Source organism: Paenibacillus sp. TSA_86.1, from assembly GCF_052691815.1.
The window spans coordinates 8,786-27,805 of record NZ_JBQZGE010000025.1 but is presented as its reverse complement, the minus strand read 5'-3'; the positions used below and the strand labels follow the sequence as shown (position 1 = coordinate 27,805).

The 19,020-nt window shown below is 51.9% G+C and carries 1 protein-coding gene; it reads right to left on the bottom strand.

The annotated features are described in order from the left end of the window. Window positions 1–53 precede the first annotated feature (53 nt). Entirely contained in the window at window positions 54–19,016 is an 18,963-nt protein-coding gene (locus ACUTVW_RS26205) for a non-ribosomal peptide synthase/polyketide synthase (protein ID WP_445648412.1), read from the bottom strand. Window positions 19,017–19,020 lie beyond the last annotated feature (4 nt).

Genomic DNA, 19,020 nt, shown 5'->3' with positions numbered 1-19,020 from the left:
CGGCAGGATGCGTGCCGAACGAACTGCGGCATACACCCAAACCGGGTAATGGATTAGAACATAATATCAATGACCTCTAGCTCATCTTGCTCCTGTTCGGATTGTCCATTCAAGGAAATATCCTCCAATAGTATAGAAGGCTGTTCGCAAACCTGACTGATGATCATGAGCAGGTCTTGCGCAAAATTGTCGATCAGATTGCGTGTGAACAACTTGGTGGCATATTCAAACTGCCCGTTCATTCCCTCATCCAGCAACGAAATGATCAAGGTAAGATCAAATTGGGACACCGCATGCGTTTCCGGATATGATTCGATCTGGATCTCTCCGAAACTTTGAACGTTATCTTCCTTTGTTTCCAGAGCAAACATAACATCGAATACAGGATTGCGACTTTGATCTCGCGGCACCTGCAGCTTTTTCACAAGCTCCTCGAACGGATAATCCTGATGATCGTAGGCCCCCAGCATGGTTTCCTTGACTTCGTTCAAGTACGTGAGGAATGTCTTCTCCCCGGATGGATAATGGCGAATAGCCAATGTGTTGACAAACATTCCGATGAGCGGCTCCAGGTCAGCGTGCGTGCGACCGGAAACCGGCGTACCTACAATGAAATCATCTTGTCCAGAGTACTTGCTGAGCAGGATGGAATAGGCGGCCGACAATACCATATACAGGGTAGCACCATTCTCATCAGCAATGCGCTGCAAGTTGTCAGTCATTAGCTTATCGATGCTGAAAGAAAGTACATCTCCCTCAAAGCTGCGAGTGGCTGGTCTGACAAAGTCCGTAGGCAGTTCAAGCGTTGGCAGTTCACCTTCCAGCATATCCAGCCAGTAGGCTTCCTGATGTTTCAGCCGCTCTTGTACAGGTTTGGACTGCTGCCAGTCAGCAAATTCTTTGTATTGAATGCGAAGTGGTTCCAACGTTTCACCGTTATACAGGCGCAACAGCTCTTCAACGATGATGCCCATCGATATACCATCCGTGACGATATGATGAATGTCCAACATGAGCAGATGCCGTTCTGCTTCCCATTCAACTATACCCACACGCAGTAGCGGCGGCCGCTCCAAATCAAAGACACGCACAAAGCTGTCTGCGATGCTCCTGGTTTCACTCTCCGTCGCTTTCGTATACTCGACGGCAAACTCCAAGTCCCGATAAATCCGTTGTACAGGTTCACCGCCTACCATGTCGAAGCCCGTTCGCAAAATTTCATGACGAGCAATTAGCCCTTTGAGTGCCGCTTCGAATTGCTTCCTTTCCAGTCGCCCGACGAGAACCGTCATGCCAGACATATTATAGCTAAGCTCAGCACCTTCCATCTGTTGCTGGATGTACAACCGTTTCTGTACGGAGGAAAGCGGATAGTACTCCCTCCTATCCAGCACCGGAATGGAGAGGTGTTCCTGACGCTCCAATTGGCTGATTGCTTCGGCCATCGATTCGATGGTTACATGCCGAAACACATCACGCAGCGGCAGGTTTACGCTTAACTCCTTGTGCACCTTGCTTACCAGCGTCGTTGCTCGCAGAGAATGCCCACCTAGGTCGAAGAAGTTGTCCGTTACGCCAACCTTGACCGAACCGAGCACATCCTGCCAAATGGCAACCAGTTTCGCTTCTAACTCGGTGCGCGGTGCCACGTATTCGCGTCCTGCACTTGCTCCCCCTTCCGGCGCCGGCAGCGCCTTCCGGTCGATTTTCCCATTCGGCGTCAAAGGCAATCGCTCCAGCTCCATGAAATATGACGGAATCATGTATCCTGGCAGCTCGCTCGCAATAGCCCGCTTCAAGTCGAGCGCAGTCAAGCCTTCTTCCGCTGTATAATAAGCGCACAATGCTTTTTGACCTTCCTGATCTTCCCTGACAACAACAACCGTTTCCTTCACGCCACTTACACTCAGCATCATCGCTTCGACCTCGCCCGTTTCTATCCGATACCCCCGAATTTTCGCCTGGTTGTCGATCCGACCGATAAAGTCCACGTTTCCGTCTTTCATCCAACGAGCTGAATCTCCCGTTCGGTACAGTCTCTCGCCCTCGGCGAACGGACTATCTACGAATTTCTCTTCTGTGAGGTCCGGACGATTCAAGTACCCGCGTGCCACGCCAACTCCGCCGATAACCAACTCGCCAAGTACACCCACGGGCACCGGATTCAGATGTGCATCCACAATGTAAAACTGCGCATTCAGCCATGCTTTGCCGATTGGCACATGTCCAGTCTGCGGCAGCATCGTCAACGGTTCATCGTAGAAACTGGTGTCAATCGCCGCTTCCGTCACGCCGTAGGCGTTGATGATCCGGAACACCGAGCCATAGCGTTCCTGCAAAGTTCGGTAATCCGCTACGCTGCAGCTGTCCGAGCTTGTAATCAACAGCTCCATCCCACTCATATCCAGCCCCTGCTCATGCACATATTCCATAAATGGCACGATCAGCGCCGGCGTCGATTCGAAGATGGTCACCTGCTCCCGCTCAATCCAGTGGTGCAGACGAGACGGATCAATCCGGTCGTCCTTCGGCACAATTACCATTGTGCCTCCGTTGTACAGCGTGCGCGCAATATCGCCCACGAACACATCAAACGAGAAGCTGGCGAGCTGTAGCAGCCGCACAGGGAACTGATCTAAACGGTATTCCCTGCGGTATCCCGCTGCCGTGTTCACCAGACTGCGGTGCTCGATCATCACGCCCTTGGGCTTGCCCGTCGTTCCCGATGTATAGATTACATACGCCAGATCCTCTGGACGTGCTTCATGGAAGCTGTTCATGCCTGCAACTATACCCGATTCCATCGATGAATTTGCCCGCTCATCGCTATACGATTCCTCGTCGTCCAGATAAAGTACCTTCGCCAGCGCCAGTTCTTCTTCAACGAGCCAGGCTTCAGCACGTTCTCGCAGTAGCTTTTGCGTCAGTAGCACCTTCGCTCCGCTGTCTTCCAGCATGAAACGTACACGGTCTGCCGGATAATCCGGGTCGAGTGGTACATACGCCCCGCCCGCTTTCCAGACAGCCAGTACGGCCACCAACAAGTCCACCGAGCGCTCGGTAAGAATGCCAACGATTGACTCCCGGCCGATGCCGCTTGTGCGTAGCGTAGCCGCCAGACGGTTTGCCTGCTCGTTCAGCTCCGCATACGTCAGCCTGTCGTTCTCGTATACAACGGCTGCATCTCCCGGCGTGCGCTCTGCCTGTTCCTCGAACAAACGGTGGAACGCAGCCGCAGGAACAGCCTCCGCTTCAGGTCGCGTAGGGTTAAACGCGCCGAGAATTTCTTTTTCCTCTGCCGTGAGCAAGTTCAACTCGGCAATGGTTGCCGATGGGTTATGGAGAATCGATTCAAGCAGTTCCAAATAGTGAGCTGCCAATTGCTCCACGGTTTCGGTTTTATAAAGAGCCGTGGCGTATTCAAACAAGTATTCCAAACCGTCTTCAATCTCTGTGACGTCCAGGCTTAGATCAAATTTCGAAACAATTTCTTCGCTGGCATATGTCGACAAATGGAGTCCGGGAAGCTGGATTTCCACATTCTCTGTATTCTGCAAAGCAAACATCGTATCAAACAGCGGATTGCGGCTTAAATCGCGAACCACGTTTACCTTATCCACCAGTTCCTCAAACGGATAATTCTGATGTTCAAAAGCGCCGAGGGTTGCCGCCTTGATTTCATTCAGGTAGTCAAGGAATGTTTTGCTGGCAGCCGGATAACTACGAATGGCCAGGGTATTAACAAACATCCCGATCAACGGCTGAACATCGTTATGATTTCTTCCCGCAATCGGCGTACCTACCACGACGTCTTCTTGCCCTGTATATTTTTGCAGTAGTATGGTATAGCCAGCAAGCAGAACCATGTAAAGTGTTGCACCGTTCTCAGCAGCAAGCCGTTTCAGACCTTCGCTTTTCTCGCTGTTCATAAACAGTTGCAGTGTACGACCCTCGTAGCTCTGCATCGCCGGGCGCGGATAGTCCGTCGGCAATTCCAAAACAGGCAGCTCTCCGTTGAACATATCGAGCCAGTAGGCTTCCTGTTTGGCAAGCAGCGCTTTCTGCTCGTCCGATTGTTGCCATACCGCATAATCTTTGTACTGAATACGGAGTGGTTCGAGCGGTTCCGCACTGTACAGGAGTACGAATTCCTCAATCAGTACGTCCATCGAAACGCCATCAGATACGATATGATGCGTATCAAACATCAGAATGTGCCGATCCGGCGCTAGTTCGGCAAGGCCTACACGCAGAAGGGGGGGCTGAGCCAGATCAAAAGCACGAATGAATTGGCGCACCGTTTCTTCCGTTTGCTCCTCGCTGATCCGCACATATTCCACCTGGAAGACAGCTTCTTCATAAATCCGCTGAACGGCTTCGCCATTAACCATCTCAAAGCCGGTACGCAATGTTTCATGCCGAGCTACAAGCCCGCGGAACGCTTCTTCAAACCGCTGTCGGTCGAGATCTCCCTCAAGCAACATAGCTCCTGGGATGTTGTAGCTCAGCTCGCCTCCTTCCAGCTGATTCAAGATATAGAGACGTTTCTGAGCCGAAGAGAGCGGATAATACTCGCTTGGTTCCGCAGCAGGAATAGATGTAAACGATCCGATCTCCAGTTGCTCCATAGCCATAGCCATTTCCTCAACCGTCGAGTAATTGAACACGTCACGAAGAGGGAATTCAATGCCTAGTTCTTTATGCATTTTGCTAACAAGCGTCGTCGCTCGCAGAGAGTGTCCGCCGAGATCGAAGAAGTTGTCCGTTACGCTAACAGCCTTGTCACGAACAAGCACCTCCTGCCATATGGCAGCCAGTTTCACCTCCAGTTCGGTACGCGGCGCCACGTATCCATATCCTCCGCCTGCTCCCGCTTCCGGCGCCGGCAATGCCTTACGGTCAATCTTTCCATTTGGCGTCAGAGGCAGGTACTCCAGCTCCATGAAATATGACGGGATCATGTACCCTGGTAACTCGCTGGCAATAGCCCGCTTCAAGTCAAGCGCAGTCAAACCTTCTTCGGCTGTATAATATGCGCACAACGCTTTCTGACCTTCCTGATCTTCCCTCACAACAACGACAGCTTCCTTCACGGCACTAATACTGAGCAGCTTCGCTTCAACCTCGCCTGTCTCGATCCGGTATCCCCGGATTTTCGCCTGGTTGTCGATTCGGCCAATGAAATCCACGTTGCCATCCTCCATCCAACGAGCTAAATCTCCCGTGCGGTACAGTCGCTCGCCCTCGGCGAACGGGCTATTTACGAACTTCTCTTCGCTCAGCTCTGGACGGTTCAAGTACCCGCGAGCGACTCCAACTCCGCCGATAACCAGCTCACCTAACACACCAACTGGCACCAGGTTCATATGCGCATCCACGATGTAAAACTTCGCATTTAACCATGCTTTGCCGATAGGTACATGTCCTGTCTGAGGCAACATTTCCAGTGGCTCATCGAAGAAACTGGAATCAATCGCCGCTTCCGTTACACCATAAGCATTGATGATCCGGAACACCGAGCCATAGCGTTCCTGCAAGGTTCGGTAATCTGCGACGCTGCAGCTGTCCGAGCTTGTAATCAACAGCTCCATCCCACTCATATCCAGCCCCTGCTCATGCACATATTCCATAAACGGCACAATCAGCGCTGGCGTCGATTCGAAGATCGTCACCTGCTCCCGCTCGATCCAGTGGTGCAGACGAGACGGATCAATCCGGTCGTCCTTCGGTACAATCACCATTGTGCCTCCGTTGTACAGCGTGCGTGCAATATCGCCCACGAACACATCAAACGAGAAACTGGCGAGCTGCAACAACCGCACCGGGAACTGATCTAACCGGTATTCCCGACGGTATCCCGCGGCCGTGTTCACCAGACTGCGGTGCTCGATCATCACGCCCTTCGGCTTGCCCGTTGTTCCCGATGTATAGATCACGTAAGCCAAATCCTCCGGACGGGCTTCATGGAAGCTGTCCTCCTCAGCATCCTCATTAACATCTGGATGACTCGCATCGCCATCGTTCACAGCACCTTTTAGCGTGCTGGAAACCTTACCGGAGGCAAAGTTCGAACCTATACCAGAGCTGATCGGAGCATTTGCCCGCTCCTCGCTGTACGACGCTTCATCATCAAGGTACAGCACCGCTTCCAGTGCAAGTTCCTCTTCACCAAGCCAGGCTTCAGCACGCCCCCGCAGCGGTGTTTGCGTCAACAACACCTTGGCTCCGCTGTCCTCCAACATGAACCTCACGCGGTCTGCCGGATAATCCGGGTCAAGCGGTACATAGGCCCCCCCTGCTTTCCAGACGGCCAGCACGGCTACCAACAAATCTACGGAACGCTCGGCAAGAATACCAACGATTGTCTCCCGGCCAATGCCGCTTGCATGAAGTGTAGCCGACAAACGGTTTGCCCGCTCGTTCAGCTCCGTATACGTTAGCCTGTCATTCTCGTACACGACTGCAGTCTCTCCCGGTGTACGCTCCGCCTGTTCCTCGAATAGCCGGTGGAACGTGGCTACAGGAGCTGCTTCCGCCTGCGCCGGGTTAAATGCGCCAAGAATTTGCTCTTTTTCCGCCGCAGTCAAAAGCTCCAACTGATTTACACGCATGTTCGGGTTAGCCGCGACTTGCTCCAGTGCCCGGGCAAAATGACTGTGGATCGCCTTGATGTCTTCCTCTCTGTACGTCAGCGCATTGTACGTAAACCGCAGCAAAATATGCTCTTCCGGAATGACGGTAATGTCCAGGTCATAGTTCGTTTGCTCCGGTGACTGGATATTAGCGATTTTCAGCGCTTCTTTATCTCCGCCGACGACCTGTTCGATCTGTTCTTCCATCGGGTAATTTTCAAAGACCATAATATGGTTGATCAAGTCGCGCTTTTGCTCACTCAGCGACTGAATTTCGAACAGCGGGAACGTTTCGTAAGCTCCCGATGCCAGCGCTTGATCCTGGGTTTTTCTCAAGATATCGGCTACAGCTTCCTCGGCTTTGCCTTGAATACGAACCGGGATCGTATTAATAAACAGGCCGATCATACTTTCGATGCCCGGAATTTCCGCCGGACGACCAGATACGACCGAGCCGAACACGACATCTTCACTGTTGTTGTATATCTGCAAAACCAGTCCCCATATGGTCTGCATGAACGTATTAAGTGTCACCTGCTGCTGGCGTGCTACCCGCTCAATTTGCCCCGTCAGTTCCTTGCTGAGCTCCACATCGATTTCAGCTGCTTCAAAAGCGCCCTGCTTCAGCTGCGTTTTCTCCTGGGGTAGCTTGGTCTGCTGATCGTAACCTGCCAAATAGTCTGACCAGTAATGTGAAGCTTTCGCAGCATCTTGAGCTTCCAGCCATTCGATATACCGGGAGTATGAAGTAACCGGAGCAAGCTCCGCCGTACAATTCTCCTGAAACGCGAAGTAAGTGTCGAACACTTCCTTAATCATGAAAGACATGCACCAGCCGTCCATCAAAATGTGATGGTGACTCCAGATCACATGATAGGATTCATCCCCCGTACGCAAAACGGTAACACGCATCAGAGAGTCTCGAGCCAAATCGAACTTGTTCGCTTTATCTGCGCTGACAAAATCGGCTATTCTCTTCTCCGGGTCTTCGTCGCTTGCGAAGCGAATATCTTCGAAGTACACTTCACACTTCCGCTCGCGGAATACCACTTGAACGGGCTCGTCTCTCCAGCCGGTAATAAAATTGGTTCGTAACGCCTCATTCCGCTGCACCAGCGTATCCAATCCTTTTGTGAAAGCTTCAACATTGAGGCTACCGTACAGATCGAAGGTCACCTGTTCGAAGTAAGCCTCCGAATCTGCATCCAGTAAGCTGTGGAACAACATCCCTTTTTGTAAAGGAGTCAAGGTGTATACATTCTCCAGTTCACCTAGTGCCGCCGTTTGTTCAGCCAATCGATCCAGTTCCTCCACCGTCACATCTTGAAGCAGTACGTCACTAGGCGTAAGCTCCGGCCGTTCTTTGGATACGCAATGACGGATGACTTCAAGCAAACTCGAATGAAGCAGTGTGCTCAGACGTTCTACCGTATCCCGTTGATACTGAGTTTCCCCATAACGGATCGTGAGTTCCAATATTCCTTCCGATACCATCCCGTTGATATCAAGGACAAAATCCATCACTGCATTTGGGCTTGAATCAGAGCCTGGACTAAACGGAGACGGCTGTGAACCGCTGCTTTCGTAATCCTGGTCGAACTGACCCAAATAGTTAAAACTGATCTCTGGTTCCAAAACAAAGCGCTCGTTTTCACGCAGTGTCGACATATAACGCAGAATGCCGTAGCCGATCCCTTTGTTCGGGATACCGCACAAGCTTTCTTTCACCTGTTTCACCTGATGACCGAGTGCCTGAGCATGGCCAGGCTCGAGAACGACAGGGAACTGACTTGTAAACCAGCCTACTGTGCGCGTAATGTCTACTTCCGGCAATAGTTCTTCCCGGCCGTGGCCTTCGAGATTTACCAGAACGCGGTCCAGACCGCTCCACTCTTTTACCGCGAGACCAAGCGCGGCAAGCAGTAGATCGTTCATTTCCGTATGGTAGGCACGGTGTGCCTGCTTCAACAGCTGCTGCGTTTCCTCCGCCGACCAGCGAACGGTCACGAGCCCGCTGTTCTGAAGCTTGGATTTGCCTTGTTCAAAATCTTTCGGCAGTGGCTCACAGCTCGATTGCTCGATATGCTGCCAATACTCTCTTTCGATTTCCATCGTCGAGCCGCTCGCATAATCAGCAAGCTGTTTAGCCCACGTTTGGAAGGAATCCGTTTTGAGCGGCAGACGGATCGGTTGCCCTTGCTGTGCCTGCTCATAGCCAGTAGCAAAATCCTCAAGAAGAATCCGCCAGGATACACCGTCTACGACCAAGTGATGAATCGCGATGAGCAAGTGGTCGCCGTCATCACAGCGGAACAAGCCGAGCTTTACAAGCGGGCCGTTTTCCAGATCAATGCTCGCTTGAATGTCATTCGCCTTAGCTTCTACCGCTTCTTTCACGTTACGAGTTCCCTTGAAATCGACAACTTCCAGATCGAACAGAACTTCGTTCTCCCCGGCGCCGCGGTTCCAAGCGGTATAGCCGTTCTCGCTTTGGCGGTAAACCGCACGAAGAGCATCATGATGTATGACAAGCTGACGCACCGCTTGGCGTAAGGCACCTTCGTCATAGCCATGCTGGGAGAATTGCATGAACGCCTGATTGCTGTGATGCACATCGGCCGGATTTTGTTCAAAAAACCAGCGCTGAATCGGAGTTAAGATGACCTCCCCTGTCACTTCGGCCTGACTTGCCGTTCTCTCCGCCGTTCGCAGCTGCAAACTAAGGGCAGAGATCGTTGGATAATGGAACAAATCTTTCATGACCAGCTTGTACCCCGTTTGCAAAAGACGGGACGATACTTGCAAAGCCTTGATTGAATCGCCGCCGAGCGCAAAGAAATTGTCCATCGTGCCAACCTGATCCACACCCAGCACGGACTGCCAGACCGACGCAAGGGCTTGCTCAGCAGGAGTACGAGGCGCCGTGTATGCAGCCTCGGCGCGAATGCCTCCTTCCGGTACAGGCAGCGCTTTGCGGTCGATCTTGCCGTTCGGCGTAAGTGGCATCTGATCCAGGCGCATAATACGCGAAGGCACCATATGGGAAGGCAACACAGTGTCCAGATGGGCCACAAGCTCCTCCAGATCAAAGCTGGAATCCGCTACGACATACCCGCACAAATATTTCTGCCCCCGCTCGTCCGTCCGATCAACGACAAGGGTCTGACGCACGTTAGCAACATTTTTCATGGCCGCTTCAATCTCACCAAGCTCGATTCGATAACCGCGAATTTTCACCTGGTTGTCGATCCGGCCGATGAAGTCCACGTTACCGTCCCGCATCCAGCGCGCCAAGTCACCTGTCCGGTACAGCCGCTCTCCATCGGCGAACGGGCTGTCTACAAATTTCTCTGCTGTTAAATCCGGGCGGTTCAAGTAACCACGGGCCACCCCCGCCCCGCCGATCACCAGCTCGCCGAGAACTCCAATAGGCACCGGCTTCAGATTCGCATCCACAATGTAGAACTTGGCGTTCAGCCATGCTTTCCCAATCGGCACACTGCCTGTCTTCGGCAACTGTTCCAGCGGCTCGTCATAGTAGCTCGAATCAATTGCAGCCTCTGTTACGCCATAGCTGTTAATAATACGGAACTGCGAGCCGAAGCGCTCCTGCAGGTTGCGGTAATCCGCTACGCTACACGCATCCGAGCTTGTAATCAGCAACTCCATCGAACTGAGATCCAGACCCTCGGCGTACACATGCTCCATGAACGGCACGATCAGCGCCGGGGTTGATTCAAACACAGTCACGGCGTAATCATGAATCCAGCCGTAGAGTCGGGTTGGGTCAATCCGGTCGTCTTTCGGCACAATGACCATGGTTCCACCGTTGTAAAGCGTCCGCGCAATGTCGCCGACGAACACATCAAACGAGAAGCTCGCGAGCTGCAGCAGCCGCACCGGGAACTGATCCAAACGGTAGTTCCGGCGGTATCCCGCCGCCGTATTCATCAAGCTGCGGTGTTCCACCGCCACGCCCTTCGGACGGCCCGTCGTACCGGAGGTGTAGATAACGTAAGCCAAATCGCCTGGCTTGTTCACATTCGCCGGATTCGATACGAAATCTGCCGATAGTGCGCTTTGCTCGGTTTCTGCCGTGACAGACGTTTCCGCTGCAACCATCTCCGCTTGTGCCAAATCCTCCTCCGCTGCGCCTACTTCACCTACAGCTTGTAAGCTCACAGCCGTTTCAGATACTCCGAGGCTATACGTCGCTGTATCATCAAGTGCAAGCACCGTTTGCAGCGCTAGAGTTCCATCTTTGCGCCAAGCTTCCGCCTGCTCCAACAGGCAGGTTTGTGTGAGCAACACCGATGCCCCACTGTCCGAGAGCATATACTCGATCCGCTCCCCCGGATAGTCGGGATCAAGCGGTACATAAGCGCCGCCCGCTTTCCATACGGCGAGTACCCCGATCAATAACTCCGCCGAGCGACCGGCCAGAATGCCAACCACCTGCTCCGGCTTCACACCGTGCGCCCGTAGTACATATGCCAGATGATTCGCTTTGGCGTTCAGCTCCGCATACGTCAGCTTGTTGTCTTGGTAGACAACCGCCAACGCTCCCGGAGTGCGTTTTACCTGCTCCTCGAACAGCTCGTGGAACGTTCTCTCTCTCCACGACTCATGAGCTTCCGGACCTGTAGCCTCCGGGGCGGATTGCTTCGCAAGGGCCGAAGACGATACGTCAAAACCGACCAGCAGATCATGTTTTTCGCTGTCCATCAGGATATCCAAGTCCGAAATCCGCGAACTCGGCTGAGCCAGGATCGACGCCAAAAGCTGCTCGTAATGACCTGTTAGCCTCACCATCGTTTCCTGTCTAAACAACGAAGTAGCATACTCAACCTTGCAAACCAATTCGTTACCCGCTTCTACAATATCCAAGCTAAGATCAAACTTTGCTGTTTTTTCCTCGATATCAAACAGCGACCATTGCAGACCTTCCAGGGTTAAATCCAGGCTTTCGTGCTTTTGCAATGAAAACATCGTATCAAACAGCGGATTCCGGCTTAAGTCCCGGCTCACCTGAAGAGCTTCCACCAGTTCTTCGAACGGATAATCCTGGTGTTCGTAGGCTCCAAGCGTCGTTTCCTTCACTTTCTGTAAATACTCCATAAACGTTTGCTCCGCAACTGGTTCCAAGCGAAGAGCCAGCGTATTGACAAACATACCGATAATCGGCTGCAGATCCGCGTGAGAACGAGCAGCGATCGGTGTGCCGACCACGATATCTTCCTGTCCCGCATATTTATGAAGCAATACGGAATATGCGGCGAGCAGAAGCATATACAGCGTTGACCCCGAATCACCAGCAAGCCGTTTAAGAGCTTCACTTTTCTCCGCATCCAGCGTAAACGTGAGCGTTTGACCGTCAAACTGCTGAACGGCCGGACGGGAGAAGTCGAGAGGCAGTTCAAGAACGGGAAGCTCTGACCGGAATACCCCGTGCCAGTATTCCTCCTGTTGTTTAATGCGCTGGCGCTGCTCCTCGGATTGCTGCCAAACGGCATAATCCTTATATTGGATCCGTAGTTCTGGCAATTCTTCTCCATTGTAAAGCCGCACGAATTCGCGTAGAAGCACATCCATAGAGAGGCCATCGGAAGCAATATGATGAATATCCAGCGCAAGCAAGAACTTTTCTGTCTCCAGTTCGATTAACAGGGCACGCAGCAAAGGTGGCTGAGTCAAGTCAAACGGCTGAATAAAACCTTCAAGAATAGCCGCAAGCTGATCTTCACTCGCTTGAACCTTCTCGATCTTGAAAGCAATGAGCGGAAAAATATGCTGAACCGGCTCCCCGTCCACGATCTCAAAACCGGTACGCAGCATGTCATGGCGGGCCACCAAAGCATTCAATGCTTGTTCGACTCTGGCCTCGTTCAAAGTGCCTTCCAATTGCAAGGCGCTTGGGAGATTGTAATTCAGCTCCAAGCTATCCAACTGGTGCAGGACGTACAATCTTTTTTGAGCGGAGGAAACCGGATAGTACGCTTTCTCTTCCGCTTTCGGAATCGAGATATGTTGCGATTCTTCCAAACTGGCAATAGCCTTGGCCATCGACTCTACCGTCATATAGCGGAACACATCACGCAGCGGAAGTTCGACATTCATTTCCTTCCGAATCTTGCTGACAAGGCTTGTGGCACGCAAGGAGTGGCCTCCAAGCTCAAAGAAATTGTTCAGGATACCAATACCAGAGTAACCCAGTACATCCTCCCAGATCTTCACAAGCTGAGCCTCTGTACGGTTACGTGGCGCTACAAATTCAACGCCCGTTTCCATGCCGTCTTGCGGCTCTGGTAGCGCTTTACGATCCACCTTACCGTTCGACGTGAGCGGCATACGCTCCATCTGCACGAAGTATGACGGGATCATATATCCTGGCATTTCCTGAGCTAGCGAGTTTCTCATCTCGCTGACCGTCAGCATGCGGTTCGCAACATAATAAGCAACAAGCGCCTTTTCGCCCCCACCGTCCTCACGAGCAAGCACCACTGCTTCTTCCACGCCTTCGACATTCAGAAGCTGTGTCTCGATTTCGTCCAGCTCGATCCGGTACCCGCGGATTTTCACCTGATGGTCAATCCGGCCCAGGTATTCGATGTTGCCGTCTGGCAACCAAGCAGCCAAGTCACCCGAGCGGTACAGTTTCTCCCCCTCCGCAAACGGGGAATCAACAAACTTCTCCGCCGTTAGATCCGGTCGGTTCAGGTATCCTCGCGCCAGACCTTCTCCGGCCACATACATCTCGCCTGCAACGCCGATGGGCACAGGACGACGATTCTCATCCAGAACATACACGCTCAGGGTTGGGATCGGCTTACCGATATTGCTCTTTGCCGCCTCCATCTCAACCCACGTAATCTCCTTATACGTCACGTGAACCGTTGTCTCGGTAATGCCGTACATGTTAATTAGCTTCGTCTCCGGGTACTTGGTCTTGAAACCCTTGAGCAACAACGGACTGAGTGCTTCCCCCCCGAAGATGACGTTGCGAATACGCAAATCATATGGATGATCCGATAAGGCCTCACGCTGCAGCTGATAGAAGTACGTTGGCGTCTGATTCAAAATCGTGACCTGTTCACGGCCTAACAGCGCCAGAAAATCAGCCGGATTCTTCGCAGTAAGTGGGGGTACGATGACCAACTTTCCTCCGTACAACAAAGCTCCATACATTTCCCAGACGGAAAAATCAAAACAGAACGAGTGGAACAACGTCCACGTATCAGATGCACCAAAGTCGAACAGATTCTTGTCGTTGAACAGGAGACGTACAACGTTTTTATGCTCGATCAACGTCCCTTTCGGTCTGCCGGTCGTTCCCGACGTGTAGATGACATAAGCCAAATTGCTCGGCCAGGAAATCGGCTCCAGGTTCGAAGCGTGCAGAGCATCTGCGGAGGCCGCTCCGCTCTCATCCCAAACGAAACCATCTAATTCGAGGCGCGTTCCTGCAAAGTCGGTCTTCTCGTGCAGATGCTGTTGAATAAGCAATAACGGTGCGCCCGAATCCTCGATCATGAAACGGATGCGCTCCTCCGGGTAGTCGGGATCGACAGGCACGTAGGCCCCGCCCGCTTTGAGGATCGCCAGTATGCCGACGACCATATCAAGCGAACGTTCAGCCAAAATCGCTACCAGTTGATCCGCGTGGACTCCTGCCTCCCGCAGCTTCCGCGCAAGCCGGTTGGATCTCTCGTTCAGCTCGCGGTAAGTTAGCTCCCGCTCATTCATGACGACGGCTACGTTATTTGGGTAAAGCTCTGCCTTTTCTTCGAACAAGCCATGAATCGTCTGCTGACGCGGGTAGTCTGCCTGCGAGTGATTGAAACCACGCACCAGCTCGTCGATTTCCTCCTCCTTGAGCATTTCAAGCGAGGCAATATTTCCGCCCGGTGTCTCTGCAATAGTTTCGAGCAACTTGTCGTAATGTCTGGCGAATCGTTCAGCCGTCTCCTGTTTATACAAAGCTGTAGCATACTCCAACCGGCACTCAAGCTGACCGTCTAGATCCGAAATATCCAAAAGCAGCTCGAATTTGGACGTTCGGTTTTCCAGCGGATAAAACGATTGCTCCAGCCCCTCGATAACAATTTGCTCGTTCTCCGTATTTTGCAAGGAGAAGAACGTATCAAAGATTGGATTCCGGCCGGTCGCACGCGAAATATGAAGACTCTCCACCAAATCTTCGAACAGATAATTTTGGTGTTCGAAAGCCCCAAGCGTGATGTCTTTAATTTCTTCAAGGTACGAAAGGAACGACTTGGAACGCTCCGGACGACTGCGGATAGCCAGCGTGTTGATAAACATGCCCACGATCGGCTGCACTTCTTCCTGCGTTCTTCCCGCAATGGGAGTTCCCACGATCAGATCTTCCTGACCAGAGTATTTATGCATCAGGATGGAGTAAGCCGATAGCAGCACCATATACAGGGTCGTGCCTGTCCGTGCAGCCAGCTCTTTCAGCTTCTCCGTCCGCTCTTTTCCGATATAAAACTTCACGGTGCGGCCGTCAAAACTTTGCACCGCAGGCCGCGGGAAGTCCGTTGGCAGCTCCAAGACCGGCAGCTCGCCCGACAACTCTTGCAGCCAATACTCCTTCTGCGGCTGAATTAGTTGCCCGTAAGATTCAGACTGCTGCCAAACAGCATAATCTTTGTATTGAATATGCAGTGGAGCCAGCTCCTCGCCCCGATACAGGCGGCTGAACTCGTCGAAAAGCAATGCAGTCGAAATGCCATCTGAGACGATATGATGCATATCAAACAACAGAATATGGCGATCCTCGGCAACTTCGATCAGGCCGATGCGGAGAAGAGGTGGTTTGGTCAGATCAAACGGGCGATAATAGGCTTCTACTACTTGATCCACTTCCTGTTCGCTCGCCTGGAGAAAATCTACAGCAAACTCCACCTCATCATAGATGTGCTGCACAAGCTCGCCTTGAACCTGTTCGATCCCGGTACGCAGCGTCTCATGGCGCTGAATCAGTGCCCGGAACGCTTGCTGGACGCGCTTATGATCCAACACCCCTTCGAGAAGAAGCGCCGCAGACATATTGTAGCTGCGCTCAGCTCCGTTAAGCTGGCGCAATACATACAGACGCTTTTGCTCCGATGAAACTGGATAGTACTTGGCCTCGGCCGCCTTCGTAATCTCATACGCTTCCTGCTGCCTTAACCCGCTGATTCTTTGAGCAAGCTGCCCTATCGTCGTATAACGGAAAACGTCACGCAGTGGAACCTCGACTTGCAACTCTCTCCGAATCTTCGAAACTAGCGAGGAGGCTCGCAAGGAATGACCACCCAGCTCAAAGAAATCGTCATGGACTCCAACTCGCGTAATACCTAGCACCTGCTGCCAAATGAGCGCAAGTCTTGTTTCCAGCGTGGTACGCGGAGCCACATACTCATGGCCTACTTCCAACGTTCCGGTCGGTTCAGGGAGCGCTTTACGATCAATTTTTCCATTCGGCGTGAGCGGAAGCTTATCCAGAGACACCAGCCGTGCCGGGATCATATGGGCCGGCAAATCTTGCTTCAATTGCAGCAGTAGATCGCTGGGCTGCAAGGAGGCGTCACTTGCCACGTAACCGCATAAATACTTTTGCCCCTGCTCATCCATACGGTCGGTCACTACAGCCTGCTTGACGCCCGGGAAACGAAGTAGAGCTGTTTCAATTTCGCCAAGTTCAATTCGGAACCCGCGAATCTTCACCTGATAGTCGATCCGGCCAATGAAGTCGACATTGCCGTCTTCCAGCCAGCGAGCCAAATCGCCTGTCCGGTACAGACGTTCACCCGGCACAAAAGGGCTGTCCACAAACTTCTCGGCAGTTAAATCCGGACGGTTCCAGTACCCGCGCGCAACCCCTGAGCCGCCGATGACAAGTTCGCCCGGAACCCCTACAGGTACTGGATTTAACGCAGCATCAACAATGTAAAATCTGGCATTCAGCCAAGATTTTCCAATCGGCACATGACCCGATGACGGCAGTTTATCCAGCGGCTCATCGTAAAAGCTGCTGTCAATGGCCGCTTCGGTAACACCGTAGCTGTTAATGATGCGGAATTGTCTGCCGAATCTTTCCTGCAGTGTACGGTAATCGGTAACACTGCAAGCGTCCGAGCTGGTAATCAACAACTGCATGGAGCTAACATCCAGCCCTTCATCATAAATATGCTGCATGAACGGCAGGATGAGCGCGGGCGTTGATTCAAATACCGTAATGTTTTGATCCCGAATCAAGCCATGTAAACGACTCGGATCAATTCGGTCATCCTTCGGCACAATCACCATCGTGCCTCCGTTATACAACGTACGCGCGATGTCTCCGACAAATACATCAAACGAGAAACTGGCCAGCTGCAGCAGCCGCACCGGGAACTGATCCAACCGATATTCACGACGGTACGCATCAGCCGTATTTAGGAGGCTACCGTGCTCGATCATGACACCTTTCGGGCGTCCTGTCGTTCCCGAGGTGTAAATTACATAAGCCAGGTCTTCCGGTGCACTATCAGTAGATTCAAATTCCCCCCTTAAAGCCTGTCCGTTATAAATCTCTTCATCGTCCAGTGCATAGATAGCTTGAAGCTTCAGACGCTCATCGGCTAACCAGCCTCCAGCACGCTCCAACAGATGGCGCTGCGTAAGCAGCACCGAAGCATCGCTATCACCGAGCATGAATTCAATCCGCTCCGCAGGATAATCAGGATCCAGCGGTACGTAGGCTCCGCCAGCTTTCCAAACGGCGAGCACTCCGACCAGCAGCTCCACCGAACGTTCCGCCCAAATACCTGTAATCGTTTCCCTTCCCACGCCCTGTTCGCGAAGGAGAACAGCCAGCCGATCGGCGCGTTCATTCAATTCGCTATAGGTCAGCTGTTCGTTCATATAAACTACTGCCGGATGATCCGGAGTTACCCGGGCAAACTTTTCAACATACCGATGGAATGCTTCGCCTTCGTTCAGTTTTGCCACCGAAGGGTTAAACACGTGAAGAATACGCTGTCTCTCCTCATCACTCAGCAGGGAAATTTCGCGCACCGCGAGTTCCGGCTTCTGAACAAACTGATCCAGAACAGTTACATACTGTTCAATAATTCGATCAATCTCGGTCGTCTCAAACAAGCCAGTACGATAGGAAGCATGGAGAATGACATGGCCTTCATTCAACATATGGTCGAAGCGCAGCAATAAATCATCCATTTCATGCCTAGCGAAGTGAGCTTCCAGACGTACTTTGATTTCTTCGTATTCCTCAATTTTCAGAGGAAGATATTCCAGAGACGTACGGAACAGTTCCGATAGATCGTTTCGGCCGTGTTGTTCGCGCAAATCTTGAATTAACTGATTATAAGGATACTTTTGATACCGAAGATCCGCTGTATTTTTCTTGGCAACCTTGTGAATCAAGGAAAGCACATGCTCGTCTGGATTTAGATGAATGCGTGTAGCTACGGTGCTGACGAACATACCTATGGTTTCTTTTTCCTTCTTGCTGGTCCGATTGGCAAAAACCGTGCCGACTGGAACATCGGTGCTATCGGTCAGTTTGTACAATAAGGCGTACATCGCGGACAAAAATAATGTATATAAGCTGACCTGATGTTGTTCACTGAAGGCCAGAATGCGTTCATACCGGGAACCGTCCAAAGTGATGGCAATTGTATTGGATTCGCTGCCGATAGAGAATGGCGGAACCGATTTAATACCGGTCGTTTCAGGCAAAGTGTTGTACTTCTTCAGCCAGTATTCCTTACCTTTTTGATAACGCGCCGAATGCTCATAATCATACTCCGCAGAGATATAATCCAGATAGGAAGGGGCCTGGCCACTTCCCGAGATACCTTTATTTTCGCCTTCGTCTTTGCCTCTGTCTTTGTCTGTACGCAGTTCCAGATATTTTTCCATTACTGCATGCAGCAAAGCATTAACAGACAAACCGTCAGCGATGATATGATTTATCGTCAAATTAAGCCATACCTGGCCGTTCGCAAAAAGGATCATCGTAAATTGGTGAAGGTGTTCATCGAACACACTAGCCGGCTTTTCGCTTAATTCATTCACCCATGCATAAAATTGTTCGGTATTGTCTATTTCGAGTCGGCTTATTCTTGCTTGCACATTCTCCGGCTCTTCAAACCACTGCGTTGGATTTTGTACATCCCCACTAAGGCGAATTCGGAAAGCATCATAGGTTTTCACGATCTCTGTCGCCGCTTGCTCCAGAAGCTGTGTGTCGATCTCACCCGTAATTTGGTAGGTAGCAGAAAGCATCGTGATGGACGTACCCGGATTCATAATCTCCATGAACCATATTCGGCGCTGGGCTTGCGTTAATCCATATTGCTTGTTGGCATTCTCTCTCACATCG